The sequence below is a fragment of the Flavobacterium sp. CAN_S2 genome, from assembly GCF_015752255.1.
Taxonomy (GTDB): Bacteria; Bacteroidota; Bacteroidia; order Flavobacteriales; family Flavobacteriaceae; genus Flavobacterium.
The window spans coordinates 1,025,309-1,044,651 of sequence record NZ_JADOVA010000001.1 but is presented as its reverse complement, the minus strand read 5'-3'; the positions used below and the strand labels follow the sequence as shown (position 1 = coordinate 1,044,651).

16 protein-coding genes are annotated in these 19,343 nt (G+C 34.7%); 9 read left to right on the top strand and 7 right to left on the bottom strand.

Going from position 1 to position 19,343, the window contains the following annotated elements:
* Positions 1-7: 7 nt before the first annotated feature.
* From IWX80_RS04690 to IWX80_RS04680, 3 genes are all read right to left on the bottom strand, one after another.
* Positions 8-484 carry a DoxX family protein gene (locus tag IWX80_RS04690; protein WP_196852355.1) on the bottom strand — a complete coding sequence of 159 codons (477 nt, stop codon included), beginning with the start codon at positions 482-484 and terminating at the stop codon, positions 8-10.
* Positions 485-504: 20 nt separating this feature from the next.
* A complete protein-coding gene (locus IWX80_RS04685; RefSeq protein ID WP_196852354.1) occupies positions 505-1,170 on the bottom strand; it encodes a GIN domain-containing protein in 666 nt (221 codons plus the stop codon).
* Positions 1,171-1,305: 135 nt separating this feature from the next.
* Positions 1,306-2,511, bottom strand: coding sequence for a helix-turn-helix domain-containing protein (locus IWX80_RS04680; protein ID WP_196852353.1), 1,206 nt, complete (start codon positions 2,509-2,511; stop codon positions 1,306-1,308).
* A gap of 150 nt (positions 2,512-2,661) precedes the next feature.
* Here IWX80_RS04680 and IWX80_RS04675 point away from each other — a divergent pair, with 150 nt between their 5' ends.
* From IWX80_RS04675 to dusB, 3 genes are read left to right on the top strand one after another with little or no spacing between them, the layout of a single operon-like run.
* Positions 2,662-3,942 (top strand): putative DNA modification/repair radical SAM protein, encoded by a 1,281-nt coding sequence (locus IWX80_RS04675; RefSeq protein ID WP_196852352.1) that lies wholly within the window; start codon positions 2,662-2,664, stop codon positions 3,940-3,942.
* Positions 3,920-4,687, top strand: a complete 768-nt coding sequence (locus tag IWX80_RS04670) for a TIGR03915 family putative DNA repair protein (RefSeq protein WP_196852351.1) — start codon at positions 3,920-3,922, stop codon at positions 4,685-4,687. The genes IWX80_RS04675 and IWX80_RS04670 overlap by 23 nt, the downstream gene beginning before the upstream one ends.
* Positions 4,688-4,725: 38 nt before the next feature.
* Positions 4,726-5,718, top strand: a complete 993-nt coding sequence (gene dusB / locus IWX80_RS04665; RefSeq protein ID WP_196852350.1) for a tRNA dihydrouridine synthase DusB — start codon at positions 4,726-4,728, stop codon at positions 5,716-5,718.
* Positions 5,719-5,837: 119 nt separating this feature from the next.
* Here the strand turns inward: dusB and IWX80_RS04660 are convergent, their stop codons facing one another.
* Entirely contained in the window at positions 5,838-7,037 is a 1,200-nt protein-coding gene (locus tag IWX80_RS04660; protein WP_196852349.1) for an ABC transporter permease, read from the bottom strand.
* A 3-nt stretch (positions 7,038-7,040) separates the two neighbouring features.
* Positions 7,041-7,433: a 30S ribosome-binding factor RbfA gene (rbfA, locus tag IWX80_RS04655; protein ID WP_091166278.1), complete on the bottom strand. Its 393-nt coding sequence runs from the start codon at positions 7,431-7,433 to the stop codon at positions 7,041-7,043.
* Between the two features lie 230 nt (positions 7,434-7,663).
* Here rbfA and IWX80_RS04650 point away from each other — a divergent pair, with 230 nt between their 5' ends.
* The 6 genes from IWX80_RS04650 (at position 7,664) to IWX80_RS04625 (ending at position 17,415) form a co-directional block, all read left to right on the top strand.
* Complete coding sequence (locus IWX80_RS04650) at positions 7,664-10,816, top strand: UvrD-helicase domain-containing protein (protein WP_196852348.1); 3,153 nt, start codon at positions 7,664-7,666, stop codon at positions 10,814-10,816.
* Between the two features lie 47 nt (positions 10,817-10,863).
* Positions 10,864-12,057 (top strand): glycine C-acetyltransferase, encoded by a 1,194-nt coding sequence (gene kbl / locus IWX80_RS04645; RefSeq protein ID WP_196852347.1) that lies wholly within the window; start codon positions 10,864-10,866, stop codon positions 12,055-12,057.
* A gap of 112 nt (positions 12,058-12,169) precedes the next feature.
* Positions 12,170-13,612 carry an OmpA family protein gene (locus IWX80_RS04640; RefSeq protein WP_196852346.1) on the top strand — a complete coding sequence of 481 codons (1,443 nt, stop codon included), beginning with the start codon at positions 12,170-12,172 and terminating at the stop codon, positions 13,610-13,612.
* Between the two features lie 63 nt (positions 13,613-13,675).
* Positions 13,676-16,441, top strand: a complete 2,766-nt coding sequence (locus tag IWX80_RS04635; protein WP_196852345.1) for a PD-(D/E)XK nuclease family protein — start codon at positions 13,676-13,678, stop codon at positions 16,439-16,441.
* Between the two features lie 66 nt (positions 16,442-16,507).
* The gene (locus IWX80_RS04630) at positions 16,508-16,747 is read left to right on the top strand and encodes a hypothetical protein (RefSeq protein ID WP_196852344.1); all 240 of its coding nucleotides are present in this window, start codon (positions 16,508-16,510) and stop codon (positions 16,745-16,747) included.
* Positions 16,744-17,415: an ATP-binding cassette domain-containing protein gene (locus tag IWX80_RS04625; RefSeq protein ID WP_196852343.1), complete on the top strand. Its 672-nt coding sequence runs from the start codon at positions 16,744-16,746 to the stop codon at positions 17,413-17,415. The genes IWX80_RS04630 and IWX80_RS04625 overlap by 4 nt, the downstream gene beginning before the upstream one ends.
* Here the strand turns inward: IWX80_RS04625 and IWX80_RS04620 are convergent.
* Together IWX80_RS04620 and IWX80_RS04615 are read right to left on the bottom strand one after the other, a co-directional pair.
* The gene (locus IWX80_RS04620) at positions 17,412-18,194 is read right to left on the bottom strand and encodes an alpha/beta fold hydrolase (RefSeq protein WP_196852342.1); all 783 of its coding nucleotides are present in this window, start codon (positions 18,192-18,194) and stop codon (positions 17,412-17,414) included. The genes IWX80_RS04625 and IWX80_RS04620 overlap by 4 nt on opposite strands.
* Before the next feature lie 244 nt (positions 18,195-18,438).
* Positions 18,439-19,239: a TIGR00266 family protein gene (locus tag IWX80_RS04615; protein ID WP_196852341.1), complete on the bottom strand. Its 801-nt coding sequence runs from the start codon at positions 19,237-19,239 to the stop codon at positions 18,439-18,441.
* Positions 19,240-19,343 lie beyond the last annotated feature (104 nt).

The window sequence follows — 19,343 nt, the reverse complement described above, 5'->3', positions numbered from 1 at the left end:
ATACGAGTTATTTTTTAGATAATAAATAATCAATTCCAAATCTTCCTGAACCAAGGATTAAATAGAACATTGTTACCCAAAGAAATCCCATTGCGGCAAGACAATTCCATAATCCGTTGTTGATTTGTTGCATGAAAATAGCAACCAGCATCGTGCAGATAATAAGGAATGATGTTACTCTTGTTTGCAGTCCCAGTAGTAAAAATATACCGCCAACTGCTTCTGCAAAGGCACCTATCCAAGCAAAGAACGCTGGAGCAATAGCAAAAATTCCTCCATAACTAGCTACATCATTAGGGAACCAAAAAGCGACTTCAAATAATCCTAAATTATTGTCAACTGGTGACCAGGGCATTCCGAATTTTGCTGCTCCAAAATCGAAGGCGAGTAAATATCCACATACAATTCGCGGAATTGTTAAAAATAAATCTTGTGACCAATTTGGTAATAGTATAGGTTTTGTAATTCTAGTGAGTAGTATCATATTTTTTAGATTTGAATTTGTTAGAGTTTAAGAATTAAATCTCCATTGCCTGATTTTTTTGAGCCCGAATCAAAATTTGCTTTGCCTTTATTTATAATATCGCCATTTCCGGTTAATCTAGCTGAAAGCGTTTCAGAAACATTTACAGTTAAATCTCCGTTTCCACTGCTTTTTAATTCCGCTTTTTTAACGTTAAGATTTGAAGCGTCAACATCGCCATTTCCAATTTTAATAATGTCCAAAACATCAATTGTACCGCTAACATTGCTATCGCCATTTCCAGTATTTTCCAGTTTAAAGTAACGGCCTGAAATATTCTGAACACTCAAATTAGTGCTTCCGGAATTTTTAATGACACTCGCCTCTGGCATTGTAATTTTGATTTTTAAATTGGTATTTTCAACATACATTTGATTGTCCTTGTTTCCTCTGAATTGAATTTTTAATTCATTCTCTGAAACATTTTCCGATAGATGTAAAAGACTTTCTAGGTTGTCATCAATTGTAATTAAAATACTCCAAGGTTTACCAATTTCGACTTCGATTTTTCCATCTAAATCTTCAAAATAGACTTTGTCAAAGTTTTTGTACTCGAAGGTTTTTGTAACTAATTTTCCTGAACCCTTTAGTTGCGCATTTGCAAATGACGTAATTGTTAGTACGATTGCGAAGAAGATTTTTTTCATAATTTATGCTTTAGGTTTTCATGCTGTTAGCCATTAACAACAGGGCAAAGTTGGAGCATAAAAAACTGTTGAGCGCTTCAAATTATAATTTGATACTCATTTTTTAAAGTGTATAAATCGTTAGATAATTGTGTTTTATAGAAAAGCGAGATATTCTTTGGGTGTTTTTCCGGTATTTTTTTTGAAAGCGCGGTTAAAAGTTGCTTTGGAGTTAAATCCGCAATCGAAAGCAATTCCTAGTAAGGTCGATTTTTTATGTTCGCCATTTGCAAAACTATTTTTTACAGCTTCAATTCGGTAAGTGTTGATGCAATCGTTAAAGTTCATTTGAAAACCTTGATTGATGGTTTTAGAAATTACTGCAGCGTTGGTGTCTAACTTTTTTGCTAAATCCGTAAGTGTTAATTCAGGATTCTGATATAGTTTTTGTTCTTGAATCAGCATTTCAATTTTAGATTTCCAATGCTCGATTTCCGGCGAAATAGTTTGTTCAAAAGTTTCATGCTGAATATCAATAATCGTCTCTGTCTCGCCGGGTTGATTTTCACACAATAAAAGAACGGGGTTTTTATCAAATAATGACATTTTATACAGAATGGACGAAAGCACAGGATTAGAATATCCCATGACAGCAATGTAATACATGACAATCGAAAAGAACAAATAAAACCACCAACTCCCTTTGTAAGATTTCATTTCTGGATAAATATATTCAATGATGTCAAAAATGATTGGCAAAACGAGCATTACCAAAAAGGCAATCAAGTACGTTTTTATCCATTTAAACAAAATGGAATCAGCGTAACTTACCACCTGAAACATTAGTTTTTTGTAGACATTATAATATCGAATACTTAAAATAAAATAAAAAATCATCGAGGCTAAACCTAACTTTTGATAAAATGCATCAAAATCCTTGTCCATTCCGTCTTTATAAAAGTAGTAATCACCATAGATGAACTTATCGTAAATAAAAATGGAGATGATATAAATAAAATAGATACATCCAGGAAGCAAATGACCAATGTCTTTTTTTGAAAATTTAAAAGAAGGATTCAACAAACTTTGCGTGTAAAAAAAGATTACGGGTCCAATAAAAAAGAGATGCTGTAACGGTGTGTAAAACAAAATATCCCGGTAAGGTTGATTGTCATACCAGCCACCAAAACCAAGTAGCCAAGGTGCAATGTAGAGACTACATAGAAAAATAAAAAGACTCAGCCAATAATTAGATTTGTTTTCGGTTTTAATAGCTTTAGCAAGTAATAGACAACTGTAAATAATGCCCTGGGTAAAAGAAATAAGTAAAACAGAACTGTAAAATCCAAAGTCAAAGTGCATCTGTGTGTTTTTGTAAAAATAGTATTAATTTATAATCGATTGTTATACTTGGTATTACTTTTTTTTGAGTGTTAATTAACTCAAAATAAAACTATAACAAGTATTTTTATAACTAACTTTGCCTTCCTTTAAAATTAAAAAATACTTCATTTGAACTTCGATAAAATCAAAGAAAAATTAGAAATTCTCGCAGATGCGGCTAAATATGATGTGTCATGTTCTTCTAGTGGCGGCAATCGGAAAAACACCAATAAAGGACTTGGTGATTCATCCAGTTCGGGAATTTGTCACACATATACGGAGGATGGACGTTGTGTTTCCTTGCTCAAAATACTGTTGACAAATTTTTGTATTTACGATTGTGCCTATTGCGTTACTCGAAAAAGTAATGACATTCAGCGCGCTGCTTTTACCGTAGACGAAGTCGTTGATTTGACCATCAATTTTTATCGAAGAAATTATATCGAAGGACTTTTTTTAAGTTCTGGAATTTTCAAAAATGCCGATTATACCATGGAACGTTTGGTACGTGTGGCTAAAAAATTACGATTGGAACACAATTTTAACGGATACATTCACTTGAAAAGTATTCCTGGCGCTAGTGATGAATTGATGCGCGAAGCTGGATTATATGCAGATAGGTTGAGTATGAATCTCGAAATTCCCACTGAGTCCGGATTGAAATTATTGGCTCCGGATAAAAACCATCAAGACATGATAAAGCCGATGCGTTTTGTGAAAAATGAGCTGATTCAATATAAAGAAGAAAAGAAAAAATTCAAAAGCACACCCAAGTTTGCTCCAGCTGGTCAAAGTACCCAAGTAATTATAGGCGCAACGCAGGAAAACGATTTTCAAATCATTCAGGTTGCGGACCATTTTTATAATAATTTTAATCTGAAACGAGTGTATTACTCCGGTTATGTTCCTGTTTCTAACGATGCTAGATTACCGGCAATTGGCGCTCAGGTGCCGTTGGTTCGCGAAAACAGACTCTATCAAGCCGATTGGCTCATGCGTTTTTATGGCTTTAAAGCCAATGAAATTCTGGAAAAAAACAATCCGTTTCTTGATTTAGAAGTCGATCCAAAAATGGGCTGGGCGTTGCGAAACATTACCCAATTCCCAGTAATTATCCAAAATGCTCCGCTAGAAATGATTTTGCGTGTACCTGGAATCGGAGTTAAATCGGCACATAAAATTGTATATGCAAGACGATTCCAAAACTTGACAATGGAACATCTAAAAAAAATTGGCGTATCGGTAAACAGAGCCAAATATTTTATATCAGTAAGCAACGAGAATACCCATTTAAAATTCTTGAACGCCTTGAATTTAAAGGAAATTATTTTGGGTGATATGAAATCCAAGTTTGAGAAACCGTTTGATAATCAATTATCATTACTCAATGACGCAACTTTCTTACGATAATAGTTTTGAAGGCTTATTGACTGCGGTTTTCGAAATTTATGAATACAAATATCCAGAACCTAAAATCAGTAAAAAAGACGATCTTCAGCAGAATTTATTTGCCGAAAAAATAGAAATCACTACTGATGTTTCTAAATCGGACAGGGTGATAAAAAAACTCAATGCACAAATTGGAAGTGATGGTGTTCGTTGTATTATTTGGGCTTTTCTCTCCGAAAAACCAGCTGTCGAAGATGTGATTTTCGATGTAATTAATTACGCTGTTCAAAATCCTACGATTAATATCATGAAGGATTTTTCGAATGAAAGTGTCTTGCAAATTTCTCAACTTACTAAAAATGTTGGTCGTGAGAAGCATCGAATGGAAGCCTTTATTCGGTTCGAACAATTAAAAGACGGTATTTATTTTGCTAAAATTGATCCTGATTTCGATGTTTTAACGTTGATTATTAGACATTTTAAAAATCGCTACCAAGATCAAAAATGGATTATTTATGATTTACGTCGCAAATATGGTGTGTATTACGATTTGAATGATGCCGAAATTGTGATGATGGATTTAGACATCAAATCATTGGACGATAAAAACAATCAAGTTTTCTCAGATACTGAAATCAACTATCAAAAACTATGGTGGGAATATTTTGATCATACCAATATAAAAGAACGAAAAAACACCAAGTTGCACGTTCAACACGTTCCCAAACGCTACTGGAAATACCTAACCGAAAAGAAAATGTTTTAGACTTACAAACATTTACGTATTTTTGCAAAAAAATTCCCTTGATAAAAATAGGCAACATAGAATTACTAGATTTCCCTTTACTTCTTGCACCCATGGAAGATGTGAGTGATCCGCCGTTTCGTAGATTGTGCAAAATGCATGGTGCCGATATGATGTATTCTGAATTTATTTCATCCGAAGGTTTAATTCGTGACGCCATCAAAAGCCGAATGAAATTAGACATTTTTGATTATGAAAGACCCGTAGGAATCCAGATTTTTGGCGGAGACGAAGAAGCAATGGCACTATCTTCAAAAATTGTATCTACCGTAAATCCAGATATAATCGATATTAATTTTGGATGCCCAGTTAAGAAAGTCGTTTGTAAAGGTGCTGGAGCCGGAGTGTTGAAAGACGTTGATTTGATGATTCGTTTAACACAGGCGGTTATTGATAGCACACATTTGCCCGTAACTGTAAAAACCCGTTTGGGTTGGGATGATAATTCCATTAATATTGATGAGGTTGCGGAGCGTTTGCAAGATATTGGTGTTGCTGCTTTGAGCATACATGCCAGAACTCGTGCCCAAATGTATAAAGGCCATTCAGACTGGTCGCACATTGCCCGAGTAAAAAATAATCCTAGAATCACGATGCCTATTTTTGGTAATGGAGATATCGATTCTCCGGAAAAAGCATTACAATATAAAAATGATTACGGCATCGACGGAATCATGATTGGTCGCGCTGCCATTGGTTATCCTTGGATTTTTGACGAAATCAAACATTACTTTAAAACAGGAGAACATTTAGCAAAACCAACGGTTATAGACAGAGTAGAAGCTGTCAGAAATCACTTGACTTGGGCCATGGAATGGAAAGGCGAACGATTAGGAATTGTTGAAACGCGTCCTCATTACACGAATTATTTCAAAGGAATTCATTCTTTTAAAACCCACAAACAAAAATTAGTAACGCTAGATCGACCGGAAGAATTATTCGCCGCTTTAAATGAAATCGAAGAAGCGTATGCAGGATATGAGGTTGTGTAGTCATTAAATATTAATCATCTTTTACCGCAAATTCGCTAATTTATAGTTGGTGATTATTCAAAAATCAACTGCAAATTTCAATATATTTTGAAAAAACTTGCGAATTAGCGGTAAAAAAATTACTCCAACAACTTCTTGCTCACGCGGCTACTTGCAATTAAGGAAGCAATAAAGCCAAGCGCCACAATAGTTCCCATAACAATAAGTACATTTTCGAAAGAGAAAATCACTGGATACGGAAGATTGGGTGTTAACATAATAAGTTGGAAATATTGCTGTAGCAACACGATTATAATTCCTAAAGTTAGTCCAATAATTCCGCCAAAAACACTCAGTAAAGTACCTTGAAGCATAAATATTTTTCTTAAATCCTTGATTTCAGTTCCAAGATTAAAAAGGGTTTTTAGGTTTCCTTTTTTGTCTAAAATCATCATTATCAGTGCGCCAATTAAGTTGAAAAGTGCTACTACAATTACCAAAGTAAAGATTAAATAGACCACAATATTCTCCGTGTTCAACATTTTATAGAGCGATTCGTTGAGCTGAGCCCTGTTTTTTACGGTGATTTTATTGTCGAAAATGGTTTGAAGATGTTCTGTAATGGCACTTTCCTCAGCGCCAGGATTCGTTTTGATTTCAATTCCAGAAACCTGATTGGTTTTATATTCCAGTAATTCTTGGGCTAAACCTAAATCGGCAAAAACATATTTTGAATCAAGGTCGTCGCTAATAGCGTAAATCCCAACAGGAATTACATCTGTTTTGTTAAAAGCTTGTTCCGGATTTTCGATAGCGCCTTTTCCTGGCTTTGGAACCAAAACTTCCAACTGATTATTAAAATCCAATAATCCCATGGAGAATTTCTGGGAAATTCCGTAACCCACAACTACTTGATACGTATCCGGTTTCAACCATTGACCGTTGAAAAGTTTTTTCTCAATAGCATTTACTTTGCTAAAATTAGAATCAATGCCTTTCAAATACGTAACTTCCTGTTTACCTTTAAAAGTGAATAAAACGCGCTCCTCTATGATTTTAGAATAGGAAGCAAGACCGTCAATTTTCTTGACTTGGCTTTCCTGACTTGGAGAAATCAAAAAGGATTTTCCTAAAGTGCTACTTATTTTTAAATCGGGATCAATGTCATTCGTAAACGAAAGACTAAAAACCTTCAACCCGCTAAAAACGGATAAAACCACAAACAAAGCCATGGCACCAACAATAATTCCCAAACTGGCAATACGATTGATGATGTTTATAGCATTATTTTTACTATTGCTAAGAATGTAGCGTTTGGCTATGTAAAGGGGGAAATTCAAATTTTATTGAAATCTGCGTTTGTCCAAAAGATCTCTGTTTTCAATAGGATTATCTCTATTTGCTAAAGCATTGTCAATTTTTTCAATGTAATCTAAAGAGTCGTCAATAAAGAAAACCAAATTGGGAACTTTTCTTAATTGCAAACGAACACGTTGTGATAAATCATGCTTAATATTTTTAGCATTGGACTTAACCGCCTCTAAAATCTCTTTTGCTTTTTCCTGAGGAAAAACACTTAAATGCACTGTAGCTACTGATAAATCTGTAGTCACAGTAACCTTGGATACCGAAATGATTAAATTAGCCAATCCGTTTTTTCTCACTTCACCTTGCAGAATATCAACCAAATCTTTTTGGATAACCCCACCTATTTTTTTCTGTCTATTTGTTTCCATGCTGCAAAAATACTACTTTTAAGTTTTATCCCGAAGTTTCGGGGCAAATTTTAAAAGTAACCTATTAATACTTGTATTTTTAGAAGCTATTTCCTGCTGTACGCTATATCTTCCCCGCCGAACACCGGCAGGAAAGGATGCCGCTGCCATCAGGGCTACGGATTTGGGAAATTAGAACGCTAATTCTACATCAGAAATCTAAAAACGTTAATCAGAAATCTAAAAACGTAATGCAAAGACCTTCATTCTCCATATACGACGCATCGGCCGGCTCCGGAAAAACCTATGCGCTTGTCAAAGAATACCTAAAAATTATTCTTGTCGCGCCAAAAAATGATGCCTATCGCAACATTCTCGCCATTACGTTTACCAATAAAGCGGTACACGAAATGAAATCCCGAATTGTAGGCAGTTTATCCGAATTTGCCAAGGACGAACCAAGTGCAAAAGCACAGGATTTAATGCAGGATTTATCCATTGACACGGAATTATCCATCATTCAAATCAAAACCAAATCACAGCAAATCATCAAGCACATTATTCATAATTATGCTGCTTTTGATATATCGACCATTGATAAATTCACGCATAAAGTGATTCGTGCTTTTGCGCATGATTTGAATTTACCCATGACTTTTGAAGTTACATTGGACACTGAAAATTTATTGATAGAAGCCGTTGATGCAATTATTGCCCAAGCCGGTGAAGATGAAACATTAACAAAACTGTTAATCGATTTCACGATGGAAAAAACCGATGATGATAAATCTTGGGATATTTCTCGGGAAATTCTCGAAACGGGTCGTTTGGTTTTAAACGAAAATAATAGAAACGAAATCACGCATTTTCAAGATAAATCCATCGCTGAGTTTGTCGAAATCAAAACCAAACTTTCCGAAGCCTGCAAAGACTTAGAAAAGCAAACGATTGTTTTTGCAGAAGAAGCGTTGACCTTAATTGATAAAAATGGAATTGATGTAAAATCTTTTTCCAGAGGCACTTTTCCCAATCATATTAATAGTATTCAACAAGGGAAATTCAATCCCAAGAATAAAACTTTTCATGAGTTTGATGATATTGCAATCAATAAAACGGCAAAAGATCGAGCGATTATTGAAAATTTGATTCCTGAATTTTTGCAAATTCTGACTAAAGTTTATACTGCTTTCGAAAAGATAAATTTCTATAAAGCGTTCCTCAAAAATATTACGCCTTTGTCATTGCTGAATACAGTAAGTAATGAATTAGCCAAAATTCAGGAAGAACAAAATGTACTTTCCATATCGGAATTTAATGCAATTATCCATCGGGAAATTCAAAACCAACCTGCTCCTTTTATATATGAACGATTGGGCGAACGCTACCGTCATTTTTTCATTGATGAATTTCAGGATACTTCCGAAATGCAATGGCAGAACCTGATTCCGCTGATAGATAATGCGCTTTCGGGTCAGGATGATTTTGGTGTAAAAGGAACTTTGATGATTGTTGGCGATCCTAAACAATCCATTTACCGTTGGCGTGGCGGAAAAGCGGAACAATTTATTGAATTGAGTAAAGACCAAAATCCATTCAACAATCCCGATAAAAGACTCGAACATTTAGATAAAAATTACCGCTCTTATTCGCAGATAATCGAATTTAATAATGATTTTTTTAAATTGATTTCGAATGAATTCGAGCATTTGGATTATAAAGATTTGTATGAAAATCATAGCCATCAAAAAACGAATGATAAAACGGGTGGCTATGTAAATATTTCTTTTATTCCAAAAGTAGAAACTTCGGAGGATGACGAAGAAACGTTGGATAAAACCGATTTGTATGTTTTTGCAACCTTAAATACGATTCAAAAAACTTTAAAAGAAGGGTTTCAATATAAAGACATTGTGATTCTGACTCGAAAACGAAGTCAAGGAATTGCGATTGCGAATTATTTGACAGAACAAGGAATTCCGCTTTTGTCATCGGAAACTTTGATGATTCAAAACGCCACCGAAGTTCGATTGATTATTCATTTATTGAAATATTTGAAAAACAATTCTGATTTGGAATCCAAAGCAAATTTTCTTCAATATTTAGCGCAAAACAGTCAGGATAAATTACCTATTCATGATTTTATCGCTCAAGGAATGGCCTTATTTCAGGAAACTGATTTCGAAGAGTGGTTAATGAGTTTCGATGTTTCGCTTTCGTTTCAAAACATTAGAAAAAAATCATTGTATGAAGCGGTGGAGACTATAATAACAAAGTTCCTGAACCCAAAAGTTAGTAATGCTTACGTTCAATATTTTCTGGACATTGTTCTAGAGCGAGATATTCGTAACCAAGCAGGAATTTCAGATTTCTTGAATTTCTGGGATAAAAATGCGGAGAAATTTAGTATTCCGTCTCCGGAAGGAACTAATGCCGTTCGGATTATGACGATTCATAAATCGAAAGGATTGGAATTTCCGGTTGTGATTTTTCCTTTTGCTGAAGAAGATTACAATAGAAAGCCAAAAGACAAGTTATGGCTGAATGCTGAAGAACAGGATTTTGGTTTGCCAAAAGTGTTGATTGATAACAGCAGTGCGGTTGAAGGATTTGGAGAAGAAGCTGCTGAGGTTTACAATCAAAAAAAGCAGGAAGAATTATTGGATAACATCAATGTTTTGTATGTGGCTTTGACAAGAGCCGAAGAACAATTATATGTTATTTCGAACATGAATTTATCCAGTAAAGGGGAATTGCCAAAGAATAATATGTGTTCATTTTTTATTAATTATTTAGATAACAAAGTTGGGTTTGATGAAAATCAATTGGAATATGAATTTGGTAATTCGATGAAATTGTCTGCGGGAAAAGAGCACGTCGATACTTCAAAAACAATTCCTTTGGTTCCAGAAATTCTAAATCCAAAGAATATAAAAATTGCGCAACGAGAAGCATTAATGTGGGGAACGCATCAGCAGGAAGCTATAGAATATGGTAATGTTATTCATGAAATTTTATCTTTTGTAAAAACTAAAAACGATGTTGATTTGGCAATTACAAAGTCTATTGAAAACGGATTGATCACTTTTGCTCAGAAAGAAATAGTTTTTAATACAATTCAAGAAATCGTCAATCACAGTGAATTAGAAATTTGTTTTGCTGAAGGAAATGAAGTTTTGAATGAGCAAACAATCATTCAAAAAGAAGGAAGAACCATTAAGCCCGACCGAATGGTTTTGACAAAAAACAAAGAAGTCTTATTGCTGGATTATAAAACAGGAACACATAATGTGAAATACCAACAGCAATTGGAAAATTATCAAACAGCAATTGAATTGATGGGTTATAAAGTGACAAAAAAAGCACTTATTTACATCGGAAAAGAAATCGATGTAGTAAATTTGTAACCTAAAAAGTGAATAATTCGCAAAATTGAACTTTAAAAACATAAAAAATGTACGGAAAAATAAAAGAACATCTTCAAGCAGAATTACAAACTATTGAAGATAACGGAATTTTCAAAAAAGAAAGAATTATAACTTCGCCTCAAGGAGCAGAAATCACTATTTCTACAGGAGAAACTGTTCTGAATTTTTGCGCCAATAATTATCTTGGATTATCATCGCATCCAGAAGTGATTCAGGCTGCTAAAGATGCTTTGGATACGCATGGTTTCGGAATGTCGTCAGTTCGTTTTATATGCGGAACTCAGGATATTCACAAAACATTGGAGAAAAAGATTTCTGAATTTTACGGAACCGAAGATACGATTCTTTACGCTGCAGCTTTTGATGCTAATGGTGGAGTTTTCGAACCTTTGTTAGGAGAAAACGATGCGATAATTTCAGACAGTTTAAATCATGCTTCTATTATAGACGGTGTTCGTTTGTGTAAGGCGGCTCGTTATCGTTATGAAAATAGCAATATGGATGATTTGGAACAACAATTAATCAAAGCTACTGAGGCAGGAACTCGTTTCAAATTAATTGTTACCGATGGTGTTTTCTCTATGGATGGTGTTGTGGCTCCTTTGGATAAAATTTGTGATTTAGCTGATAAATATGACGCAATGGTTATGGTTGATGAATGCCATGCTGCTGGATTTATTGGAGCAACCGGGAAAGGGACGCTTGAAGCAAAAGGTGTTATGGGAAGAGTTGATATTATTACAGGAACATTAGGTAAAGCTCTTGGTGGTGCAATGGGAGGCTATACCACTGCTAAGAAAGAAATTATCGAAATATTACGTCAGCGTTCTAGGCCGTATTTATTCTCTAATTCTCTTGCTCCTGCAATTGTTGGTGCATCAATCAAAGTTTTTGAATTATTAGAAAAGGATACTACTTTACGTGATAAATTGGAGTGGAATACTAATTATTTTAAAGAAGGAATGAAAAAAGCTGGTTTTGATATCATTGATGGTGATTCAGCTATCGTTCCTGTTATGCTTTATGATGCAAAATTGTCCCAAACTATGGCTGATGAGCTGTTAAAAAAAGGTATTTATGTTATTGGATTCTTTTTTCCAGTGGTGCCTAAAGATAAAGCCAGAATTAGAGTACAACTGTCTGCAGCTCACACTACAGCACATCTTGACAAGGCAATTAGTGCATTTATCGAGGTTGGAAAAATGTTAAATGTTGTATAATTCCCACTTTTAGACATGTTTGTAGGTTTTTTTTAACATTTCATTTTGTAGTTTAAAATTTACGTCCTACTTTTGCATATAATTAACTAAATTGTAATTAAAAAAATTAAGTATGAAACATCTTAACAAAATTTTAGTTGCTGTGATGATGGTGATGGGTTTAAGCTCTCACGCACAAGACAGTAACAATCCTTGGGCTATCTCTTTCGGAGTTAATGCCGTTGACACTAGAACTAGTGCTGGTGGAGGACATAATTGGCTAGATCGCCATTTTTCTCAACCATTTGCTGTTAAAGACAATTGGAATATCCTTCCTTCAGTATCTTACCTTAGTGTGTCTAGATTCGTAGGAGATAACTTCTCTTTTGGTCTTTCTGGATCTGTTAACAAAATCGATAAGTTTGTAACATTTGCACCTGGAAGTACTGGAAGTGATTCTCGCGGATATGCAGTAAGAAATCCTGGAGATTTGATGTACTATGGTGTTGATGCAACTATCAAATATAGTTTTATGAACTTAATTAGTTCTAAAGTAATTGATCCGTCTTTATCTATTGGTGGAGGTTATACTTTCTTTGGTGATAGTAGCTACGGAACTTTAAATCCAGGTGCTGGTTTAACATTATGGTTTACTGATAATGTAGGTTTAGAACTTGCTACTCGATACAAAAAATCTTTTGGAGATAGAACTGAAGGAAATGTAAATTTTGCTACTCCAGATGCTCCATCACATTTTCAGCACTCTGCTGGTCTTATCTTCAAATTTGGTGGTAAAGATACAGATGGTGACGGAATTTATGACAAAGATGATGCTTGTCCTGAAGTTGCTGGTTTAAAAGAATTCAATGGTTGTCCTGATACTGATGGAGATGGAATTCAAGATAGTGCTGATGAGTGTCCAAATGATTTTGGTTTAGCTGCATTAAACGGATGTCCTGATACTGACGGAGATGGTGTTGCTGATAAAAACGATGCATGTCCTACTGTTTTTGGTTTAGCTGCATTAAACGGTTGTCCTGATGCTGATGGAGATGGAATTGCTGACAAAGATGACAAATGTCCTACTGTTGCAGGTCCTAAAGAAAATGGTGGTTGTCCTTGGCCAGATACTGACGGAGACGGAGTATTAGACAAAGATGATGATTGTCCTACTGTAGCTGGTCCAGCTAGTAACAGAGGATGTCCTGAGGTAACTACTGAAGCTTTAGATAACCTTAAAATTCAAGCTAGAGCAATCTACTTTAATTCAGGTAAATCTACTTTCAAAGCTGGTGATGTTCCTGCTAGATTAGATGCAATGGCTAACATTCTTAAAAACTATCCTAATGCTAAATTTAGTGTTGAAGGACATACAGATAGCGATGGTTCAGACGAAATGAATCAAAAACTTTCTGAAGACAGAGCTAATGTAGTTAGAGATGCTTTATTAGAAAGAGGTATCAAAGCTGAAAACTTAAACGCTGTTGGTTTTGGAGAAAGTACTCCAGTTGAAACAAACAAAACTGCTGCTGGTAAAGCAAAAAACAGAAGAACTGAAGTTATTTTACAAAAATAATTTCCTTCAAAATTTTTTAGAAAACGCCTCGATTTATCGAGGCGTTTTTTTTATTTTTATAAAATGACAAATATTTCTTTTTTAGATAAAATAGCCACAATTTTAATTGAAAATTATTTAGACAATCTTTCCAATACGATTGTAGTTTTACCAAACAAACGAGCCAAAATATTCCTGATTGAAGCGTTAAAAAATCAAGTTGCAACTAATATCCTTTCTCCCGAAATTATAAGTATCGAAGATTTTGTTCAAAATATTGCTGGTATTCGTACCATAGACCCTATTGAACTATTATTTGAATTCTACGAAGTCTACTTATCAATTACTGATAAAGCAAACCAACAATCATTTGAATTGTTTGCTAATTGGGCCAAAACACTAGTCCAGGACTTTAATGAAATTGACCGTTATTTATTAGAACCATCACATGTTCTTTCGTATTTGAAAGATATTGAAGACATCAAAAAATGGGGAATTGAAGTCGAGAATAAAACGGCATTATTAGAGAAATATATTGATTTTTGGAAATTACTTCCCAATTACTATCAATCCCTTTATACACATTTACTAAACAAAGGAATCGGTTATCAAGGCTTGATTTATAGAGAAGCAGTAAATAACTTAAATCATTTTTCGAATTCGGTAAAAGAAAAACAATTTGTCTTTGCTGGTTTTAATGCGTTGAATGCCGCCGAAGAAAAAGTAATCCAACACCTTATCGCTTCTGATCAGGCGAAAATTTATTGGGACGCAGACCAAACCTTTCTAAATGATCCGTATCACGATGCAGGACTCTTTGTAAGACGTTTCAAAGAAAGTTGGAAACATTATAAACAGCATCCGTTTGAATGGATTGTGAATGACTTTTCGAAGACAAAAAACATTCAGGTGATTGGAACACCAAAAACTATTGGTCAGGCCAAAATAGCCGGAAGTATTATCGAGAATGTCATCAATAAAAATCCTGAAGGCAAGTTGGATAAAGTGGCTGTGGTTTTGGGTGAGGAAAATCTTCTAGTCCCGCTTTTATATTCTTTACCGTCAAGCGTTGGTGCTTTGAATATTACAATGGGATATTCGAGTAAGAACAATCCAGCGCAGATTTTGATTGCCAAATTATTCAAAATGCATACGAATGCATTATCCAGAAATGCCAAAAATTATGTGTTGTATTACAAAGATGTGTTGGATATTTTGACGCATCCTTTGGTGGAACCGTATGCAAAAACCAGCGCGCTTGTCCATACCATCAATCAAAATAATTATACTTTTATTACGCATCATAAATTGATGGAATTGAATGCAATTCCGAGTGAATTGTTTCTCTTATTATTCCAAAAATGGGAAAAGGGTTCGATTCCGGTATTAGAGACGATTTCTAAATTATTGCAAACAATAAAAGAAAATTTAAGCAACGATATCGAAGAAGAAAAAATCACCAAGTCTTTTGTATTTGCCATTTTCAAAGTCATCAATAAACTGATTAATTATTATTCTAAACACAAACATATCGATAAAATAGAAACGCTTTATGCCATTTACAAACAAGTAATTGATTTAGCGGAAGTGTCTTTTGAAGGAGAACCATTGAATGGTTTACAGATTATGGGAGTGTTAGAAAGTCGTGTTTTGGATTTTGACACCGTTATTGTCACTTCGATGAATGAAGGGAAATTTCCGGCGGGAAAATCGCAAAACTCGTTTATTCCGTATGATGTGAAACGAGAATTGGGTTTGCCAACTTTCAAAGAAAAAGACGCGATTTATACTTATCATTTTTATCATTTGTTGCAACGCGCCAAAAACATTTACTTGCTTTATAATACGGAAAGTGAAGGTCTGGATGCGGGTGAAAAAAGCCGATTCATAACCCAATTGGAAGTCGAAAAGCAAAGAAATCATACCCTTACGCACGAAATTTACAATGCTGTTTTACCCGAAACTGCGTATCAGCCGATGGTGATTCCAAAATCAGAAAGTGTGATGGTAAGATTGAAAGAAATTGCCGAAAAAGGGTTTTCTCCATCGGCATTGACGAGTTATATTCGTAATCCTATTCAGTTTTATTTCCAGAAGATTTTACGTATCAGCGAAGTCGAAGAAGTCGAGGAAAATATTGCTCTAAATACCTTAGGAACTATTATCCATGAAACTTTGAAAGTTTTGTACGAGTCTTTCATTGGTAAATTTATTTCGGAAAGTGATATTCTAAATTGTTTCAAACAAATTGACGCTGAGGTTTTGAAACAGTTTAAATTGGTTTACAAAGAAGGTGAAATCAAAAAAGGTCGAAATTTGTTGGCTTTTGAAGTGGCCAAACGTAATGTTTCGAATTTCCTGAAAGTGGAACTGGAAAGTATTAAAAACGGAGATGCGATAAAAATTATAGCTTTAGAACAAACTTTTGGGAGAACTTTAAATCATCCTAATTTGCCTTTTCCGGTATTGATAAAAGGAAATGTAGATAGAATTGAAGAACGCAACGGAATTATTCGAATCATCGATTATAAAACCGGAAAAGTAGAAAAAGCAAGCGTTACTTTGAAATCTTGGAACCGATTAACCGAAGACATTAAAAGCGATAAAATCATTCAGGTGCTCGCGTATGCTTATATGTATGAACATGAGGCAAAAGGAAAGCCAATTGAAGCCGGAATTATCTCTTTTAAGAATTTAAAAGCAGGTTTTCTTCCATTTAATTTTAAAGAAGACAAAGAAATAAATTCGATTATAAACGAAGAAATTTTGAGTAATTATTTAGAACAAATGGTTCTTTTATTAAGTGAAATTTTAGATCAAAATATTCCTTTTGAAGAGAAAATAATTTAAACAAAACTCCCAATCAGAAAATTAGCCAACATCTTTGAGTTTTACAAAAGCACTTTGACGATAAACATGTCAATAAGTGGTTTGGCATGGGTTTTTGGAGGATTTGAAACCTTTAAATACGTACTTATTATTTTTGGTTTCTTCATCAGTATTTTGATAAAAGAAGTGAATGCTAAAAATGAATACCTATTTTATTACAACAACGGAATTTCAAAAATGCAATTGTTTGTGTATGGTTTTCTAATGAATTTTGTTTTTTCGTTGGCGCTGATATTAGTCATTAATGTAGTTTTGAAATTCGTATGACAAAGAGTGTTTTAGAAGTAGACAGTGTTCAAAAACAGTATGATGGTAAAATCATAGTTTCCGATGTGTATTTGAAATGCGAAACCGCCGATATTATTGGCGTTTTAGGAAGAAATGGTTCCGGGAAATCTACTTTATTGAAAATCATTTTCGGAATTGTCACTTCTGATTTTAAATTTGTTCGAGTTGATGGTGCTGTGAAATCAAAAACCAGCGATTTGCTAAATGAAATTAGTTACTTGCCCCAAGATAATTTTATTCCAAATTCATTTTCGATAAAAAAGACAATCTTATTGTCGATTGCCAAAGAGAAATTACAGGATTTCTATGCTGATGAAATGATTCAATCGATGTTAGATAAAAAAATAAAGCATTTATCCGGCGGAGAATTACGGTATTTAGAAATTAAATTAATCCTGAACAATGCGTCAAAATTTGTTTTGCTGGACGAGCCTTACAATGGTTTGTCTCCCATAATGATTGAAAAAATTAATGAATTGATTACCGCAATGTCCAGTGAAAAAGGCATTATTATCACGGATCATAACTATGAGAATGTGATTAAGGTTTCCACAAAACTAGCGTTGATGAAAGAAGGAAAAATGCACCATTTAAAAGACAAAAACGAATTGGTGGAAAAAGGATATTTGAAATCAGGAATGATTTAGATGCTTTTGAAAAAAGCCAACAATACAATCAATAACTGGTCCTTGTTTTCAATATGGCTCATGTGTCCGTCCGGAAAAGTCACTAATTTTACCGTTGTGTTTTCAATTTGTTCTTTGGTTTCTTCGTAATTCAGGACAGGATCTTTTTCGCCCAGAATTAATAATTTTGGATAAGGTGTAAGGTGCAACAACACTTCCCGATCTTGTCGTATTTTCATTCCTTCCAGTGACGCAACAATTCCTTGCAGCGGTGTTTTTAAAGCTTCTTTTTTTACGATTTCAATTTCTAATGAAAGTCGTTCTCTGTTGGATTCGCTGAATAAGTTTGCAATAGAAAGTGAAACAAAGTTCATAAAAGATTGTTTTACCGCTTTAATAGCGCGATCCCGATTTGTTTTTCGTTCCTCGCTGTCGGCTCTTGCGGTCGAGTTTAGTAAAACCAATCCTTTTATCGTGTCGGGATATAATTCGGCGAAAGCCAAAGCCACATAACCGCCCATAGAATGCCCGACAAAAATGGCTTTTCGGATGCGTAATTCCGATAAAACTGCGTGAACAGCATCGGCATTATCTTCCATTGTTTGCACGTAACTCAAACATTCCGTTTCGCCATGTCCCAATAAATCTATAGTAATGACGCGGTTTTTTTTAGCAAACTCCGGAATATAAAAATCCCACATGCCTTTGTTTTCCAAGAAACCATGAAGCAAGACAATAGCGGTTCCTTTTCCGGTATCGGAATAGGAGATATTGGTATTTTTAAAGAGGATTTGTTTCACTTTTAGTTTTTGAGTCTGCAAAATTAGGGCTTTAATCTTTTTAAACCATATAAGTCATATAAGTTTTAAAATTGTTATCGTCAATTATATCAAAAAGTACAAAGTGAAATTGAAAAAATATTTTAACAAAAAGTGTTTTTTAACCATATAAGGAATTTAAGTTCATTTAAGCATTACCTCTATTTGCTTACATGACTTATATGGTTGATAAACGGCTTCCATTTCTGAAAGCCGTTTATAAAATTTAAAATCGTCTGTCTCCATCAAGCAAACTTCCTAATCCGCCCAATAAACTGCCTTCGTCACGACTGTTTCCACCAGCTCTTGGAGCCGATGCGATGATTCTGTCAGCAAGTCGGCTGAAAGGCAAGGACTGCACGTAAACTGTTCCCGGACCGCGAAGTGTGGCGTAAAATAAACCTTCGCCACCAAAAATAGAATTCTTGATGCCACCAATAAACTCAATATCATAATCCACATCTTTGGTAAAACCAACAATACAGCCGGTGTCGACTTTTAGGATTTCGCCTGCTGCTAATTCTTTTTTGGCCAATGTTCCCCCGGTATGTACAAACGCCAGACCGTCGCCTTCTATTTTTTGCATGATGAAACCTTCGCCACCAAACAATCCACGACCGAGTTTTTTAGAGAATTCAATTCCCACAGAAACACCTTTGGCAGCGCAAAGGAAAGCGTCTTTCTGGCAAATGAATTTTCCGCCAAATTGTGTTAAGTCAATTGGGATAATTTTCCCTGGATAAGGCGATGCAAATGAAACTTTGCTTTTGGTATTGTTTTGATTGATGAACGCTGTCATAAAAAGACTTTCGCCTGTAAGCACTCTTTTTCCGGCGCTTAAAAGTTTACCAAATAATCCGTTTTCCTGCCCAGAGCCGTCTCCAAAAATGGTTTCCATTTGGATATTATTGTCCATCATCATAAAACTTCCCGCTTCGGCAATTACAATTTCCTGTGGGTCCAGTTCTATTTCCACATATTGCATTTCCTCGCCGTAAATGTGGTAGTCTATTTCGTGTGCTTGCATGATTTCTGTGTTTTAAGTTTTTTAAATTAGTCGGAAAGGTGATTATAAAGTTACAGCTTTAAGATGAATTTTGGAATTACAGATATTCTCGTTGAAGCGCAAGG